General features: G+C 63.3%; 17 protein-coding genes. 8 read left to right on the top strand and 9 right to left on the bottom strand.

Annotation, left to right across the window (positions count from 1 at the left end; translation table 11 throughout):
• Positions 1 to 11 precede the first annotated feature (11 nt).
• The 4 genes from ACQ4WQ_RS19990 to ACQ4WQ_RS20005 form a co-directional block, all read right to left on the bottom strand.
• The gene (locus tag ACQ4WQ_RS19990; RefSeq protein ID WP_436499429.1) at positions 12 to 1037 is read right to left on the bottom strand and encodes a PoNe immunity protein domain-containing protein; all 1026 of its coding nucleotides are present in this window, start codon (positions 1035 to 1037) and stop codon (positions 12 to 14) included.
• A 108-nt stretch (positions 1038 to 1145) separates the two neighbouring features.
• A complete protein-coding gene (locus ACQ4WQ_RS19995; protein ID WP_436499431.1) occupies positions 1146 to 2171 on the bottom strand; it encodes a PoNe immunity protein domain-containing protein in 1026 nt (341 codons plus the stop codon).
• Positions 2172 to 3923: a hypothetical protein gene (locus tag ACQ4WQ_RS20000; protein WP_436499433.1), complete on the bottom strand. Its 1752-nt coding sequence runs from the start codon at positions 3921 to 3923 to the stop codon at positions 2172 to 2174. It lies immediately after the preceding gene.
• Positions 3920 to 7084 (bottom strand): type VI secretion system Vgr family protein, encoded by a 3165-nt coding sequence (locus ACQ4WQ_RS20005; RefSeq protein ID WP_436499435.1) that lies wholly within the window; start codon positions 7082 to 7084, stop codon positions 3920 to 3922. Before ACQ4WQ_RS20005 ends, ACQ4WQ_RS20000 begins: the two co-directional genes overlap by 4 nt.
• 291 nt (positions 7085 to 7375) lie before the next feature.
• Here ACQ4WQ_RS20005 and ACQ4WQ_RS20010 point away from each other — a divergent pair, with 291 nt between their 5' ends.
• The 7 genes from ACQ4WQ_RS20010 to ACQ4WQ_RS20040 all read left to right on the top strand — a co-directional run bounded on the left by ACQ4WQ_RS20010 (position 7376) and on the right by ACQ4WQ_RS20040 (position 12527).
• Positions 7376 to 7978 carry a hypothetical protein gene (locus tag ACQ4WQ_RS20010; RefSeq protein WP_436499437.1) on the top strand — a complete coding sequence of 201 codons (603 nt, stop codon included), beginning with the start codon at positions 7376 to 7378 and terminating at the stop codon, positions 7976 to 7978.
• Positions 7979 to 8110: 132 nt separating this feature from the next.
• Positions 8111 to 8809, top strand: a complete 699-nt coding sequence (locus ACQ4WQ_RS20015) for a DUF2325 domain-containing protein (RefSeq protein WP_436499750.1) — start codon at positions 8111 to 8113, stop codon at positions 8807 to 8809.
• 70 nt (positions 8810 to 8879) lie between these two features.
• Positions 8880 to 9710, top strand: coding sequence for a TlpA family protein disulfide reductase (locus ACQ4WQ_RS20020; protein ID WP_436499439.1), 831 nt, complete (start codon positions 8880 to 8882; stop codon positions 9708 to 9710).
• A 36-nt stretch (positions 9711 to 9746) separates the two neighbouring features.
• A complete protein-coding gene (locus ACQ4WQ_RS20025) occupies positions 9747 to 10022 on the top strand; it encodes a metal/formaldehyde-sensitive transcriptional repressor (RefSeq protein WP_086138316.1) in 276 nt (91 codons plus the stop codon).
• A 10-nt stretch (positions 10023 to 10032) separates the two neighbouring features.
• Positions 10033 to 11004 (top strand): CDF family Co(II)/Ni(II) efflux transporter DmeF, encoded by a 972-nt coding sequence (gene dmeF / locus ACQ4WQ_RS20030; protein ID WP_436499441.1) that lies wholly within the window; start codon positions 10033 to 10035, stop codon positions 11002 to 11004.
• Positions 11005 to 11095: 91 nt separating this feature from the next.
• Complete coding sequence (locus ACQ4WQ_RS20035; protein WP_070218308.1) at positions 11096 to 11437, top strand: zinc ribbon domain-containing protein YjdM; 342 nt, start codon at positions 11096 to 11098, stop codon at positions 11435 to 11437.
• A gap of 64 nt (positions 11438 to 11501) precedes the next feature.
• The gene (locus ACQ4WQ_RS20040) at positions 11502 to 12527 is read left to right on the top strand and encodes an RNA methyltransferase (RefSeq protein WP_436499444.1); all 1026 of its coding nucleotides are present in this window, start codon (positions 11502 to 11504) and stop codon (positions 12525 to 12527) included.
• A gap of 54 nt (positions 12528 to 12581) precedes the next feature.
• Here ACQ4WQ_RS20040 and ACQ4WQ_RS20045 read toward each other — a convergent pair whose 3' ends face one another.
• Together ACQ4WQ_RS20045 and ACQ4WQ_RS20050 are read right to left on the bottom strand one after the other, a co-directional pair.
• The gene (locus tag ACQ4WQ_RS20045) at positions 12582 to 12995 is read right to left on the bottom strand and encodes a hypothetical protein (RefSeq protein ID WP_436499446.1); all 414 of its coding nucleotides are present in this window, start codon (positions 12993 to 12995) and stop codon (positions 12582 to 12584) included.
• Between the two features lie 73 nt (positions 12996 to 13068).
• Positions 13069 to 13296 carry a hypothetical protein gene (locus ACQ4WQ_RS20050; RefSeq protein ID WP_086138321.1) on the bottom strand — a complete coding sequence of 76 codons (228 nt, stop codon included), beginning with the start codon at positions 13294 to 13296 and terminating at the stop codon, positions 13069 to 13071.
• 126 nt (positions 13297 to 13422) lie between these two features.
• On the opposite strand from ACQ4WQ_RS20050, the gene ACQ4WQ_RS20055 reads away from it, so the two are divergent.
• Entirely contained in the window at positions 13423 to 14100 is a 678-nt protein-coding gene (locus ACQ4WQ_RS20055) for a phosphoribosylanthranilate isomerase (protein WP_436499448.1), read from the top strand.
• Here ACQ4WQ_RS20055 and ACQ4WQ_RS20060 read toward each other — a convergent pair.
• From ACQ4WQ_RS20060 to ACQ4WQ_RS20070, 3 genes are all read right to left on the bottom strand, one after another.
• Positions 14097 to 15005 carry a LysR family transcriptional regulator gene (locus ACQ4WQ_RS20060; RefSeq protein ID WP_436499450.1) on the bottom strand — a complete coding sequence of 303 codons (909 nt, stop codon included), beginning with the start codon at positions 15003 to 15005 and terminating at the stop codon, positions 14097 to 14099. The genes ACQ4WQ_RS20055 and ACQ4WQ_RS20060 overlap by 4 nt on opposite strands.
• A gap of 199 nt (positions 15006 to 15204) precedes the next feature.
• The gene (locus ACQ4WQ_RS20065; RefSeq protein ID WP_436499452.1) at positions 15205 to 15720 is read right to left on the bottom strand and encodes a 4'-phosphopantetheinyl transferase family protein; all 516 of its coding nucleotides are present in this window, start codon (positions 15718 to 15720) and stop codon (positions 15205 to 15207) included.
• A 21-nt stretch (positions 15721 to 15741) separates the two neighbouring features.
• Entirely contained in the window at positions 15742 to 19797 is a 4056-nt protein-coding gene (locus tag ACQ4WQ_RS20070) for a Pls/PosA family non-ribosomal peptide synthetase (RefSeq protein ID WP_436499454.1), read from the bottom strand.
• Positions 19798 to 19939 lie beyond the last annotated feature (142 nt).

Genomic DNA, 19939 nt, shown 5'->3' on the forward strand with positions numbered 1-19939 from the left:
ATGGAATTTGGCTATTGTTCTTCACTCCAATACCAGATGGTTTCACCGTATGCCGTATCGTCAAAAACAGGCATGACTTGGCCTTGCTTAAAATGGCTACGGCTGTGTAGCTTTGCTGGGGTTTCCCAGAAGCCGGTTTGGGGGCAGGGTTGGCCGCCGTCGACACGACCGACTTTATTTATTAAGTCAGTATCCATGCTTGTGTAACGGTGTTCGGCGCGTAACTTGCGGCCATAATTGACCAAGTCTTTAGGGTAGACCAGATGATCGATAGCGCTGTCGTCCAGGTCGAGAATAAAGACTGCGGCTCCGGCTTCAAATGCCCAATAGCCATAATAGCCGGCATAGCCCTCTTCGCTGATCCTGAGATGCTCGTCATGCCAGCGAGGATGATCCTTCATTGCCGGATACCATTGTTGCAGATATTTCTTGAGCAAGGAGAGTGTGGCCGTTTCATCTTCTTCATAAAACACACCTAGCAAGGTGTCATAAGGGGAGCCAAGTACACAGGTATCGCGCTCGACGACGTTGTCGACATAAGCACTGATCAATTGCTCGAACAAGCCATCTTGACCGCGATGGCTACGAAGTATGTGAATGATACGTTGGACCGAACGCTGATCGCGCGCCAAAATGGCAATGCTCAGCAGTTGCAGCGTGTCTTCGTAGTCGGAAAGTGTCGAGAAATCGGGCGCGCCCGAATATTTATACGGATCATATTCAGGCAGCTTCAGAGCACACTCCTGTTGATACTTTTGATCCACTTCGTTCCACTCTTCAAATTTGTCCACGATATCGGCGATTCGAGGCGCCAGTTGATCGAGGTCTATGCCTGCCGTGTAGTCAAGCATCCATATCCAGAGTAATTCCAGATACAGGAAATGATGAACGGAGGAACTTTCGCCTATCGAATATGCATCCTTGCTGTTTTCTTCTCCTCCCCGTATCAAGGAAATTTGATTTGTTCGTGTTTTTTTATAAAGTTCTTCATAAAGAAAATTTTGCCGACGCCGTTCGTGAAAGACGCTATTTTTCATGGCGAAATACCATTTTTCTTGTTTAGTGCAGATTTCTGCAAGATGTTGTCGGACATTGCGTTCAACGTAAATGCCTGACATACTTGGCTGTGTGAGATGACATATTGGCTATTGTTCTGCACTCCAATACCAGATGGTTTCACCGTATGCCGCATCGTCAAAAATAGGCATGATTTGGCCTTGCGCGAAGTGACTGCGGCTGTGTAGCTTTGCTGGGCTTTCCCAGAAGCCGGTTTGGGGGCAGGGCTGGCCGCCTTCGACACGGTGGACACCTGTCACATCTTCCACATCGATACTCGTATATCGATTTTCTTTACGTAACTTGCGCGCATAGTCAACGAGGTCTCTTGGATAGACCAAATGGTCTATGTCGCTGTCATCGAAGTCAAAAACAAAAACCATTGCAGCTGCTTCAAATGCCCAATAACCATAATATGGCGCGTAGCCTTCATCGCTGATTCTGAGGTGGCCGTTGTACCAGCGAGGATGGTCCTTCATTGCCGGGTACCATTGTTTCAAATACTTCTTGAGTAAATTTCGTGCCGAATTTTCATCATTTTCATAAACTGTCTGCAGCAAGATATCGTACGGCTTGCCAAGTACGCAAGTATCGATCATGATCGTATCCTCCACATAGGCGCTAATCAGCTCCTCGAACAAACCATCCTGTCCACGGTGGCTGCTTAGTATGCGTATGATGCGACTGACCGAACGCTGGTCGCGCAATAATATGGCGATACTTAGTAATTGCAGAGTATCTTCATAATCGGCAAGGTCGCCGAAATTTGGTGCTGCCCGATATTTATACGGGCCATATTCAGGATATTCCGATAATATTTCCTTCTGATGGATTTGATCGACTTCATTCCACTCCGCAAACTTGTCCACGATGCCAGCCAGGCGTGGTGCGAGGTCCTCTATGGGCATGCCCGCAGTGTAATCCAGTAGCCAAATCCAAAAATTCTCAAGATACAGAAAATTGTAAGCCAGGCTGAGATCTGCCGCGGATTCAGCCGATTCCTTATTTCTCTGTTGGACTTGTATCAGGGCAAGCGAATTTTCCAGTGTTTTTTCATACAGTTCCTGGTAAATGAATTGCTGACGGCGGCGATCATGGAATGGAATGTTATGCATTTATTTCCCAGGCTTTCGTTTTGGGGACTTCGGTTTTTCTTGCTTGTCTTTAGGTTTTTCCTGTCCCGCAGGTTTTTCGGAAGATAACTTTGTCGCTACTTCACGCAAATCTGCTACTCGATCAATTTCCAGATGGTCAAATTCATCAGTTATTCCATGCGTTTTTTTGTGTTTGTCATGTATTTTTATATTGTAATGATCGTTTGATTTCATCAATTCCCATATGGCTTCCATGTGTTCGAAAATTCCCGGTGCAGCCGTTAATTTAAGTTTTCCTGTGGGATGCGCTGCCGTAACAAATGGATTGGTCAGGGCTGCAGTTCCAAGCATCAGATATACCCAGCGGTTTTTGAAATTGCTGGACGTGACCATTGCAGGATTATTCGTGCTTTTGGTAATCCATTTTTTCCCCATCTGTGTTCCCTTTTTAGGTTCCCCAAGCAACGCCCATAAAGTTAACTGCCGGTCATTTAACGATGCCGGTGCACGCGGGATTTTCCCATTTGCCATATTCTTTTTCAGCCGTCCGTGCAGGCTGTACACGCTCTCGGTGAATTTGGCTTCGATGAAGTGATAGGTAGTCGTGTCGGTCTGCCAGATCGTATCGACGCCTGACAGTGTCACCTTGGCCAGGTCTTCCGGTACCAGTTCGGTGGGGCGCTTGTGTTTGCTGTCTGGTCCGACGATGCGTGGATACTTGCTGCGCCATTTACCTTGGATGTTGCCATGTGGCCAGTCACCTGTTTTCTTGAGCACATGATCCATATGGTAGTAGTCGGCCATATGCTCACCGACCAGTCCCCGTGGCCCAAATTTGATTTCAGACAGCAGTTCGCGAATCGGCCGCGACGTATTCTTCACCGGTGCGGTGCCGCCGTCGCTGCTCTGGCGGTGCGAGTCGTCCACGGGTTTGTGTTCCTTGCCCTTGCCCGGCGAGTCGCGTTCTTTGGTTTTTGCTTTGGCATCCACGCCCTTGGTTTTTTTATCGGTGCTGATCGTGGGCGATTTGAACTGGGCATTGGCGCTGTGCGGATGTGTGTTGCCGGGCTTGTGATTGTGCCTGGCCGCCGTATTGGCGCCGGTGCCGGCGGCGACGGCGATTTTTTTTGCCGCCCATAACGCGTCTTCGCCCAGCATGTCCTCGATCAAGTCCTGCAGTGCCTTGGCGCCTTGCGCAATGCCGGCCTTGAGGGGGCCGCGCACCGCTTCGACTTGCGGCTTCATGTCGCGTGCCAAATGCTGCAAGTCCGACGGCAGCCACCAATGGCTGGTCGACAGGTAGCCGAGCAATTCCACGCAGTTATCGAGCGCGCTCATGGCCGTGCTGATCGCCAGCTGGGTGTTTTGCGCCCACTGGAAGGTTTTCAGGAATTTGATCGCGGCGCCCTTGCTCTTGCCCAGCATGGCTTCGATCATGACATTGCCGCCCGCGACCGCCGCGCCGGCTTCCTTGCGGTACTTGCGCAAAGGCTTGATGATGGTCTTGAACAGGCTGCCGACTTCCGGAATGCAGCCGAACGCCGCCAGCGCCATGTCGACCCAGTCATCGCGGGTCGCCCGCGACACGCCTTTCCTGCCGACCCGGTAGATCATGCCCGAGACATCGCGCACGTCCATCACCTGGTCCACCACGGGGATCAGGGAAATGGCGCCGCCGACGATCATGGCGGCCTTGCCCTGGTCATCCTCGAAGTCGCCCAGGATCAGGTCCTTGAAAAACTCGACAATCTCGTCGACAAAATTCTGGCTCATGGTTGGGGATCCGGTTTACTGCTTTTCCTGGCCGCTTCCAGCAATGCGGAAGCCTGTTTCAGCTGCTGCCTCGCTTGCTGCAGACGGGGTTCCGCTACCAATGGGGGCGCCACCCAGTCGCGTTGGTCTTCGCCATATTCAATGTGATACGCGCCGGGAGGAATGTTTTCGAGGCGGGCATGGCCCTTGTCGTTGAGCAATCCACTGAGGGAAGTGCCATTGGCGAACGTGATTTTGTAGGGCGAGTTCATGACAGGCTCGAGATCGCCATAATGCAGGTTCAGCTCGACTGCCCGGCCCAGGTCGGCCGCATTCGGCATCGCCGGCAAGGTGGGCTGGCTGCTTGCCGGCCCCGTCAATTCCTTCATGCTGGCGTTGAAATCGATTTTCCCGGGGCCGTGCAGCATGATGTTGCCGCCTTCGAGGCGGATGTACGCGCCCTGGGCCGTCATCAGGATGTGCTGCTTGGCCGCCGCCGTGACGCTCTTGGCGGTGCTGCTGACGGTGAGGGCCTTGTCGGCCGTCAGCCGTGTCGCATCGGACTGGCTTTGACTGCTGACCTTGCCGCTGGCCGCATGCAGGCGGATGCCGGTTTCCTGGTTCGGCTTGTCCTTGCTGCTGGCCTTGCCATAGGTGAACAGGCTGATGCCCTTGCCCAGCGCGTACAGGCTGTTGCCCTGCGCGGCAAAGTTGAGATCCGCGCCCGCCGCCAGACTGCCATTGCCGCCGGCGACCAGCACGGCGCTGGCCGGCGTGGTGGCGGCGATGCCGGACGGGCTGGACAATTGCAGCAGCGGGTCGCCATACGCGCTGGCCTGGCCTTCGCCGCCCGCCGCCTGCTGGCCCTGGCCCGCAGCGGCGGCCCCCTCGGCCGTCGCGCCCAGGACCTCGATGCTGTGCTGCATCTGGGCGAGGGCGGGGAGTTGAGCGGCTTGGGGCGGCGTCTCCGCCTGGTCCGGTGTGGCCGGGGGCGTCGGGGCGGCTGTCCCGGCGGTATCCGGGCTGGCCATTTCGAGCGCGAAATGTTTTTGCGCCTGCTCAGCCAGCGAGGTCTGCAGTTGCAAGCTGTGCGTGAGCTGTTCCAGCGCTTCCTTCGCATCCATATGGCTGGCGCTGGCGTCGCGGCCATGGGCCGACAGCAGCATGCCCGCTCCCGCGCGCAGGGCGGCGCTGTGTTCCGTTTTCAGCTCGGCGCCAAAGCCGGCCGGCGCCAGCCGCTGGTTGTCGCTCTGATGGCGCAAATGGCCCAGGTTCAGTTCGGCCGTACCCTGGTGGGGGCCGGCATGGCGCTGCAAGGCGACGCGGCCCTGGCCCGGGCTGTCGTCGAACACCAGCTGGCTGTAGGCGCCGCCGCCGCCCTGGCTGGTCTGCATGGCTTGCGTCTTGATACCCGACAAGGCCGCCGGGTGGGCATGGGCGCCGGCCTGGCCGGGAAACCAGGCCGGCGCATTGCCCGTCGCTGCGCCCGTGCCCTGGCTGACCTGGTTGTTTTGCGCGTCGGCCTGGCCGCGGCCGTTGTACAGCGTGCCGATGACGACGGGGCGGTCGATATTGCCTTCCAGGAAATCGACGAGCACTTCCTGGCCCACGCGGGGCAGGGCATTGCTGCCCCAGTTGGCGCCGGCGACTGGGGCCAGCGGCGTGGCGACCCTGACCCAGGTGCCGGCGCTATCGTCGCCGGGCGCGCCCGTGTGGCCGTCGGCGGCCGGATGCGCCAGGCGGCTATGGCTTTGCGCTCCCCGCTGCCAGTGGAATTGCACCTTGATGCGGTGGTCGCGGTCCGTATGCAGCTGGGCGCCGGCCGGGCCGACGACGATGGCCGTCTGCTGGCCCATGATGACGGGGCGCGGATGCAGCAGCTGGCCGTGGTTGTTGGCATAGCTGCTGCGGTAGGGAATTTTGCTGCGGATGGCGTCGATGCGGTTGCGGTAGGGTGGGCGTTCGCTGATGGTGTCACCGACGGCATGCAGGCTGCCGGCCGCCTCTTCGCCGATCAGCGCGTCGAGCAAGCCCCGGCCGAAGCGCTGCAGCAGTCCGCCGCCCAGCTCCGCATCGAGGTTGTTATGCATCAGGTGCACCGTGCGGGTGACGAGGAAGGTCGCCGCGTCGCCATCGCCCGCCGCATCCGTTTGTGCCTGGCCGCTCAGGGTGAAGGTGGTGCCGGGTGCCAGGGTACGCACGGTGCCGGCGCCGGTAAACACTTCCCTGGCCGCCGTCAGCGCCTGCAACTGGCGCTCGGCAAGCCGTTGTCCGTGCTCGCGCGACGGGTAGGCATAGGCGCCGGGAGCGTCGCGGCTGACCAGTTCCATCGTCCCGTCTTTGGCGCCAGCGGCGCTGATGGGGCGCTGGCCCAGCGCGCGGTAGTCCCAGCTGGACAGTTCGATGCCGTTGGTTTGCTGGCGCAGCTGCATGCGCCAGCGGTCCATCGTGTCTTGCGGCATGACGGCGCCTGGCTGGCTGTAGGCGATGCTGGACTGGGCATTGGGCTTGAAGCTGCCGTTGTGGTCGGCGATGACGAGGGTGTGGCTGCCCAGGCTGGCGCTGCCCGCGTCGCCCGTGTGTTCGGCATAATAAAACAGGCCTTCCTCGCTCATCAGCCTCTCGGCAAAGGCCCAGTCGCTTTCCTGGTACTGGCTGCAGATGCTGCGTTTCGGATAGGCCGCGCGGTCGAGCAGGTCGAAGCGCCAGGCCGGCGCCAGCATGCCCTGGCCCTGGTAGCGGGCAAAGACGACTTCGAGGATGTCCGGTACCGCCAGGTCCTGCAAGACGCGGCTGTCGCGGCCGTGCGCCAGGAAGGCCGTCCATGGCTGCATGGTCAGGTTGTAGCGGGCAAAGCCACCGTTTGCGCCCGCCAGTTCGACGGCGGTGATGTGGCCGTGGAACGGGCGCCAATCCTCTGTGCCGGCGGCCGTGCGCAATTCCAGCAGGATGGGCTGGCCGATCAGCGACTTGAGGGGAATGGCCGCGTCGAGCGACAGGGCGGCGATGTGGAAGACATAGCCCAGTCCCAGGCCTTCCTCGCCGCGCACGCATTCGGCCAGCAGCTTGTCCGGGCCCAGGGGCGTGCTCAGCTTCAGCAGGCGCGTGGCCTGGCTGAAGCCGTTGGCGACGGGGGACGCAGCAGGTGACGGCGATGTGCTTGCTTGGACCAATTCGGACATTGATTGGAACTCCGTGTGGCGAAATGAGCGTACTTGCAATTAATTCAATGACTTGCTTATAAGATTACACCTTAGAAATAGTGATTTAACAAGCGCGATTCAATTGAATCGTGTGGCGGGGGCCGTCGTCCGATGGCCGTGCGGGCCGTTTTCTCCCCATCAGGTAGAGTGCAGTTCTTGCCAATTCCACCATTGGCAAAAAATGTGCAAAATATTGCCTATAGGTAAAGCGATGGCGTGCCGTGCCTGTTTTCCGGCTGCCATCGCCATCCCACACAAACAGGAGCAAGAATGAATACGATGCAATGCGCGGCCGCCGCCGCGCTGTGTGCCAGCCTGTCGCCCGCCATGGCGGCGTCTCCCGCGACACCGCCATTCCTTGATGTGCTGGCCTATCAATATGCCACCTGCGTCAAGCCCGCCTATCACCAGGCCGACCTGTTGTTGCAGGATGGTGCGGGGCGTTACCAGATCGACGTCAAGGGAGAAACCTACACGGTCGAATTGCAGGAACGCATGGGTTTTTCGCTGCAGGCGGGGAGAGGCGGGCCCGTGGCGGCCGTCGTCAAGCTGGACCGGCCGCCAAAGGGGCAGTTCGAAGAGCAGGCGCGCTGGCGCGAGCGCTGGCTGCGCGATGTGGCCGAGCGCAGCGGCGTGAAGCTGGAAGAGCGGGCGCTTGCCGGCGGGGCGCGCCTGCTGGCCGTGAACAAGGGCGAAATCAAGGGGAACTATGTGGGCCAGTCCCTGCTGGTCGATCCGGCACGGCAGTTGTTCATCGATATGGCGTGGCCGAACACGCTGGACATCTATCGCGGCGCGGACGGCTTGCGGCATGTGCGGCAAGTGCAGGACGACGTCTGGAAACGCCTGCTGTCCTGCCCGCCCGCCGCGTGACGCCGGCGGCCAGCGCATACCCCTGCTGCGTGCATGTGCATACACAAATAGTAATGATTCTCATTTATAATTCGTGCCTATGGGGTGGCGATGGGCCGGCGCAATGGCGCCATGCATGTGAAGGAGGGTATGATGGGTAGTTTGGATGGCAACGAGGATTTGATCGCGCATGAGCATCGCGTGCTGATGGGCGAATATGGCCGCGCGCAGGCGCGCTGCAGTGCGCAGCTGGCCGCGCAGGCGGCCCGCATCGTGCAGCTGGAGTCGGAATTGATGCGCGCGCGGGCGCAGGTCGTGATCCGCGATACGCAGCTGGCGCTGGCGCGCGACGCACTGGCCGAACTGGCGGCCAGCGTGCCCGGCTTGCCGACGCGTGCCCGGCTGGCCCGCAAGGTCGAGTGGCTCGGCGAGCGCGTGCAGGACCTGATGCGCGAGCTGCTGCGCCTGCAATGGCTGCCTGCGCATTCCGTCGTGCCCGCGCCAGCCTTGCAGGCCGACGTGCGAGAAAAAGCCGTGCTATATGTGGGCAACTATTCAAGCCTGGCGCCGGGCCAGGACGCGGGCGGCGCCAACGTGGCGCAGCTGGCCATCGAGCAGGCGGGCGGTCGCTTCCTGCATCACGCGGGCGGCGACGATGGCGCCGACGACGCGGCGGCGCTGGAAGCGGGTCTGGTGGCGGCCGACCTGGTAATTTGCCAGACGGGCTGCGTCAGCCACGATGCCTACTGGCGCGTGCATGACCACTGCCGGCGCACGGGCAAGCAGTGCGTGCTGGTGGACCAGCCGCAAGCCATGCATTTCGTGCGCAAGGAGGCGCTGGCCGCTTTTTGATGACGGATTAACGCCTGCTTAATCCGCATGGGGCAGAATGGACGTCCATTCGATGTCATAGCGAGCGCCCATGCTGTCCCTGCAAATCGGCCCCCTGGCCCTGCCCACGGGCCTGGTCCTGTTGTTCGTTTCCCTGTGCGTCGCCTACGGCGCGGCGTGGTGGCTGCGGAAGTACCGCCGGCTGCCGGACGCCGGCCCCCTCGTTTCCGACATGCTGATCGCCGGCCTGCTGGCGGCGCGGCTGGCGTTCGTGCTGCGCTGGCACGAACAGTATCTGGCCGCGCCCGGGTCCATCCTCAATATCCGCGACGGTGGGTTTTTGGCGCCGGCCGGCATCGCCGCCGCGCTGGCCATCGCCGCGTGGCGCTGCCGGCGTCCCGCCATGGCGCTCATGCGCCGTCCGCTGGCTGTCAGCGTGGCCTGCGGTGCGCTGGCCTGGGGCGTGTCGAGCGCAGGGATCTCGCTCGCCTGGGACAAGCCGGCGGCCTTGCCGGCCGTGGCGCTGCAGACGTTGGACGGCACGTCCACCAGCCTGGCGGCGCTGGCCGGCGGCAAGCCCATGGTGGTCAACCTGTGGGCCAGCTGGTGCCCGCCATGCCGGCGCGAGATGCCCGTGTTGGCCGCCGCGCAGCAGGCGCGCGCCGATATCGTCTTCGTGTATGCGAACCAGCGCGAGGATGCGGCCGCCGCCACCGCTTTCCTGGACAGGAGCGGCGCGACCCTGCGCAACGTGGTGCTCGACAGCGAGGCGGCGCTGGGCAAGGCGGCCGGTTCCACGGCCCTGCCCACCACCCTGTTCTATGACGCGCAGGGGCGGCTGGTCGATACGCACCTGGGCGAATTGTCCGATGCCTCGTTGGCCAGCAAGCTGCAAAAAATCGCGCCACCCGGATCTCTCTGATAGTATACCCCCCTATAGTATTTATCGGAGTGAATCATGGGCCACACGGCACACAACAAGACCAGGCTGCTCAATCGCGTCAAGCGCATCAAGGGACAGGTGGAAGGCCTGGAGCGGGGACTGGAAGAGGGCCGCGACTGCGGCGAAGTGCTGCAGCTGATCGCCGCCGTGCGCGGCGCCGTCAATGGCCTGATGGCCGAAGTCATCGAAGAGCATTTGCGCGAGCACGTGGCCAGTCCCGATATCTCCGGCGAGGAGCGGGCCAGGGGCGCCGACGACATCGCGGGCATCCTGCGTACCTACCTCAAATAAGGAGATCGGCATGCAAACGCAATCCCTCAGCGAAGACCTCTCCGCCTGGCAGCACGAACACGTCTTCGGTGCCGCCAGCGACAAGGCCGAGCGCCGCGCGCGCATCGTCATGTGGATCACGCTGGCCACCATGGTGCTGGAAATCGTCGCCGGCTGGTGGTACAACTCCATGGCTCTGCTGGCCGATGGATGGCATATGAGTTCGCACGCGCTGGCCATCGGCCTGGCCGCATTTGCGTATGCGGCCGCGCGTCGCTATGCGCGCGACCCCCGCTTTGCCTTCGGCACGTGGAAGATCGAGGTACTGGCCGGCTACACGAGCGCCATCCTGCTGCTGGGCGTGGCCGTGCTGATGGTGGCCGCTTCCGTCGAGCGCCTGTTCTCGCCCCAGCCCATCCACTATCCGCAGGCGATGGCGGTGGCGGCCTTCGGCCTGGCGGTCAACCTCGTGTGCGCGCTGATCCTCGGCGGGCACCACGACCACGACCACCATCATGGCCACGACCATCATGACCATCACGGGCACCACGACCACCATGGCCATGGCGAAGACCTGAACATGAAGGCCGCGTACATCCACGTGCTGGCCGACGCCGCCACGTCCTTGCTGGCCATCCTTGCGCTGGCCGGCGCGTGGGCTTACGGCTGGCAGTGGCTCGATCCTGTGATGGGCATCGCGGGCGCCGTGCTGGTGGCGCTGTGGGCGAAAAAGCTGATGCAGGAAACGGGCAAGGTCTTGCTGGACCGCGAGATGGACCACCCCGTGGTGGCGGAAATCCGCGAAGCGGTGGAAGTGGAAAGCGCCGGCGACACGCCGCGCATCGTCGACCTGCACGTGTGGCGCGTCGGCAAGCAGCTGTATTCCTGCGCCTTGTCCGTCGTCAGCCGCGATGCTGCCTTGACGGCGGCCCGGCTGCGCGCGCGCATCGGCATTCACGAGGAAATCGTCCACAGCACCATCGAGATTATTCGCCGTCCTTGACAATGATGGGGAAAAAAGCCCGTTGATGCGGGGCGTAGGCCGTATAATGTCGGCTTTTACAGCACGCGCTGTTCACCAGACAGAGAAGAAAATGAGCACATTACCACCATGCCCGCAATGCCAATCCGAATTCACGTACGAAGACGGCAGCCAGTTGATCTGCCCTGAATGCGCGCATGAATGGTCGGCCACGGCTGGCGAAGCCGTGGAAGAGGGTGCCCGTGTGTACCGCGATTCGGCCGGCAATATCCTGCAGGACGGCGACACGGTCAGCGTCATCAAGGACTTGAAATTGAAGGGCGGCGGCGGTGTCGTCAAGATGGGCACCAAGGTCAAGAACATCCGCCTGGTCGATAGCGACCACGATATCGACTGCAAGATCGACGGCTTCGGTTCCATGAGCCTGAAGACGGAGTTCGTCAAGAAGGTGTAACGCTTTTACCTGTAACACGGCGCGCTGGCTTCATTCCTGCGCGCCGTTTTTTTATTCAGAATCCATGCAAATCGATCATCTGCGCCAGCGCCTGCGCGCCCTGGGCGCCAAGCCTCTGCACGAACAGCGCGTGCTGCGCGACTGGATACAGGGCCAGCCGCACGACCAGGGCCGGCGCCGCGCCGAAGACTTTTTGCCGTTGCCCGTGCGCGAGGCCTTGCCTGCGCTGGACGCCGAATTGCAGGGCATGCTGAAACTGCTGAGCACCCATCCGGGCGCGGACGGTTCGGCGCGCCTGCTGGTGGGGCTGCACGACGGCCAGACGGTGGAAAGCGTGCTGCTGCCGCGCGACGGCCTGTGCGTCTCCAGCCAGGTGGGCTGCGCCGTCGGCTGCCAGTTCTGCATGACGGGCCGCGACGGCTTGATCCGGCAAGTCACCAGCGGCGAAATCATCGCCCAGGTGGTGCTGGCGCGTACCCTGCGTCCCGTGAAAAAAGTCGTCTTCATGGGCATGGGCGAGCCGGCGCATAACCTGAATAATGTGATGGAAGCGATCGAGCTGCTGGGCACCGAAGGCAATATCGGCCACAAGAACCTGGTGTTTTCCACCGTGGGCGACCCGCGCGCGTTCGAGCGCCTGCCGCAGGGGCGGGTCAAGCCGGCGCTGGCCCTGTCGCTGCATACGACGAAGCCGGCGCTGCGCGAACAGCTGCTGCCGCGCGCTCCCCGGCTCACGCCGCGCGAGCTGGTGGCCTTCGGCGAATCGTATGCGCGCCTCACCGGCTACCCGGTGCAATATCAATGGACCTTGATGGAGGGCGTCAACGATGGCGCGGACGAGATGGATGGCATCGTCGACCTCCTGAAGGGGAAATACGCGGTGCTCAACATGATCCCGTATAACACCATCGATGACTTGCCGTTCAAGCGTCCCAGCTGGGACAAGGCGCGGGCCATCGCCGCAGCGCTGCACGCGCGCGGCGTGCTGACCAAATTGCGCGATTCGGCCGGGCAGGACGTGGAGGGCGGCTGCGGGCAGTTGCGGGCGCGCGAAGCGAAGGGCAAGGCCATCCCTATCCGCGCCGCGTAATCCGACACATTGTTAGCCCGGTGCACATGTCGGATTACGCTCCGCTAATCCGACCTACTCGCCCCGCATCCCACCGAGCAAATCGTTTTCATTCAGGATCGCAAACGCGATCTCGGGATGCGCGGCCAGACAGCGGCGTACGGCGGCAGGAATGGCGGCGCGCGTCTTGCGGCACAGGCCGGGCCGTTCCAGCAGGCGGATCTGGAAGCCGCGCACGGTGCGCACTTCGCCGCTGCCGGGCGCAATCTGCAATTCCACGCCCAGGTTTTTCTTCAACAGCAGCTGCAGTTTCTGCAGTTGCGCATATGTGGCGATACCCTCGATGTGCGCCAGCAGGCGCTTTTCTTCCGTCAGGTTCAGGCGCAGGATGGCGAGGTCCGCCTGCGGATCGTCGAGCAGCCGCTCGCGCTCGCAGTCGCATAGCTGCGGCGGACACTCCTTGCGGACTTCAAAATCGACGATGCGCATGCTGGTGTTCCAGTGACGTTCCAATGGCGATCCGGGATCAATCAAGTATCGTCCGCCGACTGGCGCATGTCAATCAGCGGGGGCTGACGATCAGGCGCCAGAGAATGGGGCCCTGTTCGCTGCTGTGCTGATGGTGGTTTTGCGGCGGCATGACGTGGCCTTCCGTCGACACAATCTCGTGCGCGCAGCCGTCGCAGCGGTAGATGCCCGAATACGGCACGGCTTCGCCGGGCGAGGTCAGTTCATCGAAGCGCGGGTGCATGGAGCGCGCCACGTAGCTGGGGTTCTTGTAGTCGGCCATGGATTCCTCGGGATGTGGGCAGGCCCCCATTCTGGCACACAATCGTGCGCGGCCTTGACGGCGTGCCTTGGCGTGCGCGCTGCCCTGTGTTGTAATGTTGATCATCCCGACTCAGCAGGCAAGGCCATGAGAACCCGCATCAAGATCTGCTGCATCGCTTCCATCGATGAAGCGCAACTGGCCATTGCCGCCGGTGCCGACGCGCTGGGCCTGGTGGCTGCCATGCCGTCCGGTCCGGGCCCGATTCCCGACGCGCGCATCGCGCAGATCGCCGCATGGACGCCGCCTCCCGTGGCCACCTTCCTGCTGACGTCCGAGACGACGGCGGCAGCCATCGCCGAACACGTGCGCGCCACGCAGCCGTCCACCGTGCAGATCGTCGACCATATCGACCCGGGCGAAGTGGCGCAGCTGGCGCGCCTGATGCCGCACGTGCGGCGCGTGCAGGTGATCCACGTGGAAGGGCCCGAGGCTTTGGCGCTGATCCCCGCCTACGCGCCCCATGTCCACGCCTTTTTGCTCGATTCGGGCCGCCCCGGCGCGGCTGTGCCGGAACTGGGCGGCACGGGCCGCACGCACGACTGGTCCGTCAGCGCGCGCTTCGTGCGCGCCAGCCCCCGTCCCGTTTTCCTGGCCGGCGGCCTCGATGCGAACAACGTGATGGAGGCGCTGCGCCAGGTGCGCCCCTACGGCATCGACCTGTGCTCGCGCGTGCGCACGGACGGCCAGCTCGATGTCATGAAGCTGGCCTTGCTGATGGCGGCCGTGCGCGACGTGGATGCGGCGCTGTATGCGGAAGGCTAAGCCGTAGTTGCCGACGCGTTCATCTCGCGCACGAACGCTTCCGTAAACGCGGCCACCATGCCGCTGGCCGCGCGCGGCGAGATCAGGCCCACGACGGAATGCGATTCCTCGTCCGGCAGGGCGATAAAACGCACGCCGGGCGGCGCCACCAGGCGCATGCTGTCGGGGACGATGGCGATGCCCATATCGGCTTCGATCAGGTTCAGCTGCGACGTCTTGCGCGACAGGGCGCGCGCCGCCTTCGGAAAAAACCCCTGCGCCAGGCACAGGCCCGCCACCAGGTAGCTCAGGCCGCCGCGGTCCTTGTGCGGGATCGAGACGAACGCTTCATCGCGCAGGGCGGCAATCGTCGTGCGTTCCAGCGCGGCCAGCGGCGACATCGCCGACACGGCCACCACCAGCTTTTCCGCAAACAGTTCGCGCACGACGATGTTGGCGTGCTTGCGCAGGGTGGGCAGGCGCACGAGGCCCAGGTCGGCGCGGCCTTCCTCGATGTCGGCTGCCTGGTTTTCCGACGAACCCTTGGAAATGTCGAGCGAGACGCCGGGGAACTGCGCCAGCAGCCGGTTCAGCACGGCACCGATGTCGGGCGTGAGGGTGACGGAGCTCGAATGCAGCAGGCGGATGATACCTTGCGCGCCTTGTCCCACGTGACGTGTCTGGCGCACGGTTTCCTCGATGTCGTCGAGGATGCGCCTGGCCCGCTCATAAAAGACCTGTCCTGCGGGCGTGAGCTCGATATGGCGCGCGTCGCGCGTGAGCAGCAGGGCTTGCACTTCGCCCTCGAGCTCCTTGATTTGCCGGCTCAGGGCCGACTGCGCGATGTACAGCTTTTCCGCCGCGCGCGAGTAGCTGCCCGCATCGACGACTTCGACAAAGTAGCGGAACTGTCTGATGGAAATCAATCGTATGCCTTTTCGAGATCGGAGACTGCCTGATTTGATATTGGCCCTGGCCCCGGCGTTCGCGCTACAGTGCATTGGTCCGCTGTCATTGCGAAGGAAAGACCATGCTGGAATTGATCGGGGTGCTGGGAGTACTTATCAGTATTATCGTAAAACTGATTTTCGTCCAGATCGGCGGAGCTGGACATGGCACGGAAGATTAATACGCGAGGCTTGCCACGTAGGGGGCTGGCAATGGCAAAGCCTGCAGGCAGCAGGCTGGCGCGGTCCCGTCCCACTCCGCCAGCGGCAGTCCCGCGCACTTGAGCGCCGCCTCGCGCACCGTCCATGCCTGCGCCAGGCGCAGCGGGCGTTGCGCAGCGGGGCAGGCGGCCAGCTCCTGCGCCACCTGCGGCCCCAGGTAATCGCGTGCCAGATGGAACCAGTCGGCAATGTCCTGCACCCGCATCACGTCGATGCCGACGGGGCCATACAGGCCGATGGCGGCCAGCGACAGTCCCTCGTCATGGCTGAACGACAGACCCACTGATCGTCCGGCCAGCAGCAAGCGGGGAGGAGTACCCGGCGTCGACTCCACGGAAATCGCCTCGATGTCCAGGTTTTGCCACTGCGCCGCCGCTTCGCGCACGGCCTGGCGCAGGTGCGCGCGCGCTTCCGTGCGGGATGGCGGCGGCACGATGCCGATTGCCAGCACGCCGTCTCTTGACAAGAGCACCGTAAAATCCATCAGCTGCAATCAGCTACGCAAAGGCGCTGCCGGGCAGCCGGCCCAGTTGCTGCCGGCGGGGATGTGTTCGCCCTTCATCACCAGGGTCAGCGGTCCCAGGCGCGCATTGTCGCCCACCTTGGCGCTGTACAGCACGGAGCTGCGCGGGCCCATGTAGACGCGCTGGCCGATTTCCACGTGGTCGATCTTCATCACGCGGTCTTCGAACAGATGCGTTTGCGGGCAGGTGAGGGCATTGAGTTCGCTGTAGTCGCCGATGTGCACGCAGTCGAATTCCGTGATGTCCGTCGTGTCCATGTAGACGCCGCGGCCGATCTTGCAGCCGAACAGGCGGAAGGCCAGCGGCAGCCACGGCGTGCCGCGCAGGTAGCGCATGAAATTGGGCACGGCGATGCCTTCGTACAGATTCGTCACGCCTTCCGAGATCCACACGAACGGCGTCCACATGGGCGCCGCATGCTTGCGGTAGCGTCCCAGCAGCAGCCACTTGAACAGCACCACCACGAGGAAATTGCCGATGCCGTAGGCGATGCCGGCGATCGCCAGGTCGCCCACCACTTCGCCCCAGCGCCCTGCGCCCGCGATCGGCATCACGTCGAGCACCAGGGTATAGCCGACGGCGATCACCACGGCGTGCGGCGCGACGATGCGGAACGCTTCGATCAGGCTGCGGCCCAGGCGGCGCAGCAGCGATGGCTTGAACGTGAGGTGCTCGGCAAAGCCGCTGACCTGCTCGCGCGCGGGCAGGTGCATGGGGGGGGAGCCCAGCCAGGTATCGCCGCTGTGCATCTGCTCATTGCGCGGCGCGTGCGTGTGCACGCCGATCAGCACATGTTCGGGCAGCACGGTGCCGTCCGGGATATAGCTGCCGTTGCCGACAAAGCTGCGGTGCGAGACGACGGTGGGGCGCATGGTCATCCAGCCGCCGTCGATCTGCTCGTCGCCCAGCATGACGGCGTCGGCGATGAAGGTGTCGTCGCCCAGGGTCAGCATGTCGGGCACGACGCCCAGCGCCGTGGAAATCTCGGCGCCCTTGCCGACCTTGGCGCCCAGCAGGCGGTACCAGTACGGCGCGTACACGGTGGCGTAGATGCCGTGCAGGACGTTCAGGCTCGATTCCTGGATATGGCTGACCAGCCACTTGGCGCAATAGATATTGCTGTGCACGGGCGAGCTGCCCGGTTTCAGGCGCGGCAGCGCGCCCCAGCGGATGGCGGCCGACAGCAGGGCCGTGAGCACGATCAGCACGGCGCTGGCGGGGAAGGCCAGCAGGAAGTAGCGGGCCAGCTGGGTCGTCACGTCGCGCCCCTGCAGCCACGGCATCATTTCGCGCTCGTCGAACCAGTCGATCAGCACGAAGCTGGGGAAGACGGGCATGAAGAACAGCACGGCGATCAAGACCATGCCGAAGCAGAAGAACAGGGTTTCGCCCGTCAGGCGCAGGCGCGAGACGGCGGGGCGCGGCGGCTGGCTGGCCCGGTCATAGGGGCCGATGTCGCGCGCGGGAGAACCCGTCCAGACGCGACCGGCGGGCACCGAAGCGCCGTCGGCCAGCGCGGACTGTCCCTCGAGGTGGCCAAACGCGCCTACTTTGGTATTGCCTTCCAAAATCGCGTAAGAGCTGATGCAGGCATCGTCACCGATGCTGATCTGGCCCAGCAGCAAACGGCCCCGTTCCACGCGGGCGTTTTCAAAGTTGACGGCATTGCCGACGCTGACGTTGTCGCCGATGGACAGCAGGTCGGGCGCGCGCAGGGTCATCGAGCCGATGACCACTTCCTTGCCCACCTTGGCGCCCAGCGCGCGCAGCCACCAGCTGTTCAGCGAGGAGCCGCTGAGCAGATACGCGGGCGCCGATTCGACCAGGCGGTCGGCCAGCCACCAGCGGTAGTATGTCAGCCCCCAGAGCGGATAGCTGCCCGGTTTCAGACGCCCGGCGATCAGCCACTTGCCGGCAATCGCAATGGCAAATTCGGCCAGGGTCGCGAGCAGGAACACGCCGATCGAGGCGGCGATGGCGCGCGGCACGGTGTCGCCCGTATCGCCCGTGAAGAAGTGATAGGTGAAGAACGGCGCCATCCACTGCGCCATGCGCAGGGTGACGAGGCCCGGCACGGCCGCCGCCTGCGCCGCGCCGCAGACCCAGCGCTTCACGGCCGACGGCGGCGTCCAATCCGCTTCCGGCGTGGCCAGCGCGGGCGCCTCGTTCAGCACGGCGGCGATCTTGCCGATCTGCCGGTTCTGGTAAATGTCGCGCACCGTCATGTGGGCGTAGGCCGGATCGGCGCGCAGGGCGGACGCCAGGCGAGCGGCCAGGAAGGAGTGGCCGCCAAGGTCGCTGAAAAAGTCGAGCTGGCGCAAGATCGCCTGGCCGGGGAACAGCTTGGCCAGCGCCGCGAACAGGGCCGCTTCGGCCGGCGTTTCCGGCACGTCCGATACACCCGCCTCGCCGGCCGGCGGCGCGGACAATGGCATGGCTTTCAAGGCCTTCCTGTCGATTTTTCCCGAGGTCAGGCGCGGCATCAGCGGCAGCAATTCAAAGCGGCCCGGCACCATGTAGGGCGGCAGGTGCAGGTTCAGGGCCGCGCGCAGGGTTTTCGCCGCCAGGGCATGCTCGGGCGCATCGTCGCTGCCGACGATGTAGGCCACCAGCTGGTCGATGCCGTCATCCTTGCGCAGCAGGACGGCCACCGTGCCCACGCCGGGCTGCTGCGCCAGCACGGCTTCGATTTCGCCCAGCTCCACGCGGAAGCCGCGTATCTTGACCTGGTCGTCGGCGCGGCCCAGGCACTGCACCTGGCCGTCCGGGTCGATGCGCGCCAGGTCGCCCGTGCGGTACAGGCGCGCGTCACCGTCGCCGGTCGCCCACGGGTTGGGCAGGAATTTTTCCACCGTCAGGTCGGGCCGGCCCAGGTAGCCCTCGGCCAGGCCGGGGCCGATGATGCACAATTCTCCCGTTTCGCCGCGCGCCAGCAATGTCAAGGGACGGTTTTCTCCCGGCTCGGCCACCTGCAGCACCAGCAAGCCGTAGTTGGGCAGCGGCGTGCCGATGGTGACGGGCTCGCCGGGCCGCAGCCGCGCCAGGCTGCACGAGACGGTCGCTTCCGTGGGGCCGTAGGTGTTGAACATGGCGCGGCCCGGGCGCGACCAGCGCTCGACCAGGGATTCGGGGCACATCTCGCCGCCCAGGTTGATCAGGCGCAGGCTCGGTACTTCCTCGGCGAACAGGGCCAGCAGGGTCGGCACGGCATGGAGCACGGTGACCTTGTTCTCGGCCAGCGCGCGCGGCAAGGCTTCCGGGTCGCCCGAGATTTCCTTGGGACCCAGCCACAGGGTGGCGCCCACTAGGTAGGCGATCCAGATTTCCTCGAACGACATGTCGAAGGCGACGGAAAAGCCCTGGTAGACGGTGTCGGCCTGCGTCACTTCCAGCACGGCGTTTTCGCTGCGCAGGAAGTGGCAGATGCTGCGCTGATTGATCAATATGCCCTTGGGCTTGCCCGTCGAGCCGGACGTGTAGATCACATAGGCCGGGTGTTCGGGCAAGACGGCGCCGCGCGCGGGCAGGTATTCGCCGGGCGCCGCGGGCGCCAGCAGGCTTTCCGCCGTCCACACGGGGCGCTCGACGCCGGCATCCAACAGGCGCGGCGCGAACTGCGCGCAGCTGACGACACCGGCTCCATTCGCGTCGTCGAGGCACACTTGCAGGCGCTCGACGGGCGTGTCTTCATCGACGGGCAGCCAGGCGGCGCCCGCCTTGGCAATCGCCGCCTGCATCAGCAGCAGAGGGGCGCCGCGCGGCAGCCACAGGCCCACGATGTCGCCGGGCTTGACGCCGGCCGCCACCAGGCGCGACGCCGCCAGGCCCGCCTGCGCATCGAGTTGCGCATACGTGATGCGGCGCGCGCCGTCGATCAGGGCGATTTGCTGCGGACAGCGGCGCGCCGTCGCTTCCAGCAGGTCGGCCAGCACTTCCTCGCGCAGCAAATCCGGTCGCGGCGGGCCGTACAGGATGTCGGCGTGGGTGGAAGGGGTGTCTGGGCTGACTGCGGTGAAATCGTTCATGGATGACGCTTATCTGTAATGCTGTGTGAGGAATCGAACGGGCTGCGCGTGGTGCGCGGCACAGTTGATACATTACAGCACGCAAGACATTTCAGCGTTGCAGAACGGGGAATTTTGCGGGGCTTTGCGAAATTATGTGCTT

This window comes from Janthinobacterium goodfellowi, assembly GCF_051380695.1.
Classification (GTDB): Bacteria; Pseudomonadota; Gammaproteobacteria; order Burkholderiales; family Burkholderiaceae_D; genus Janthinobacterium.

Bases quoted from the DNA above. Each gene is read 5' to 3' on its own strand.
- ACQ4WQ_RS19990 (WP_436499429.1), bottom strand. From the start codon at position 1,037: ATGAAAAATAGCGTCTTTCACGAACGGCGTCGGCAAAATTTTCTTTAT.
- ACQ4WQ_RS19995 (WP_436499431.1), bottom strand. From the start codon at position 2,171: ATGCATAACATTCCATTCCATGATCGCCGCCGTCAGCAATTCATTTAC.
- ACQ4WQ_RS20000 (WP_436499433.1), bottom strand. From the start codon at position 3,923: ATGAGCCAGAATTTTGTCGACGAGATTGTCGAGTTTTTCAAGGACCTG.
- ACQ4WQ_RS20005 (WP_436499435.1), bottom strand. From the start codon at position 7,084: ATGTCCGAATTGGTCCAAGCAAGCACATCGCCGTCACCTGCTGCGTCC.
- ACQ4WQ_RS20010 (WP_436499437.1), top strand. From the start codon at position 7,376: ATGAATACGATGCAATGCGCGGCCGCCGCCGCGCTGTGTGCCAGCCTG.
- ACQ4WQ_RS20015 (WP_436499750.1), top strand. From the start codon at position 8,111: ATGGGTAGTTTGGATGGCAACGAGGATTTGATCGCGCATGAGCATCGC.
- ACQ4WQ_RS20020 (WP_436499439.1), top strand. From the start codon at position 8,880: ATGCTGTCCCTGCAAATCGGCCCCCTGGCCCTGCCCACGGGCCTGGTC.
- ACQ4WQ_RS20025 (WP_086138316.1), top strand. From the start codon at position 9,747: ATGGGCCACACGGCACACAACAAGACCAGGCTGCTCAATCGCGTCAAG.
- dmeF (WP_436499441.1), top strand. From the start codon at position 10,033: ATGCAAACGCAATCCCTCAGCGAAGACCTCTCCGCCTGGCAGCACGAA.
- ACQ4WQ_RS20035 (WP_070218308.1), top strand. From the start codon at position 11,096: ATGAGCACATTACCACCATGCCCGCAATGCCAATCCGAATTCACGTAC.
- ACQ4WQ_RS20040 (WP_436499444.1), top strand. From the start codon at position 11,502: ATGCAAATCGATCATCTGCGCCAGCGCCTGCGCGCCCTGGGCGCCAAG.
- ACQ4WQ_RS20045 (WP_436499446.1), bottom strand. From the start codon at position 12,995: ATGCGCATCGTCGATTTTGAAGTCCGCAAGGAGTGTCCGCCGCAGCTA.
- ACQ4WQ_RS20050 (WP_086138321.1), bottom strand. From the start codon at position 13,296: ATGGCCGACTACAAGAACCCCAGCTACGTGGCGCGCTCCATGCACCCG.
- ACQ4WQ_RS20055 (WP_436499448.1), top strand. From the start codon at position 13,423: ATGAGAACCCGCATCAAGATCTGCTGCATCGCTTCCATCGATGAAGCG.
- ACQ4WQ_RS20070 (WP_436499454.1), bottom strand. From the start codon at position 19,797: ATGAACGATTTCACCGCAGTCAGCCCAGACACCCCTTCCACCCACGCC.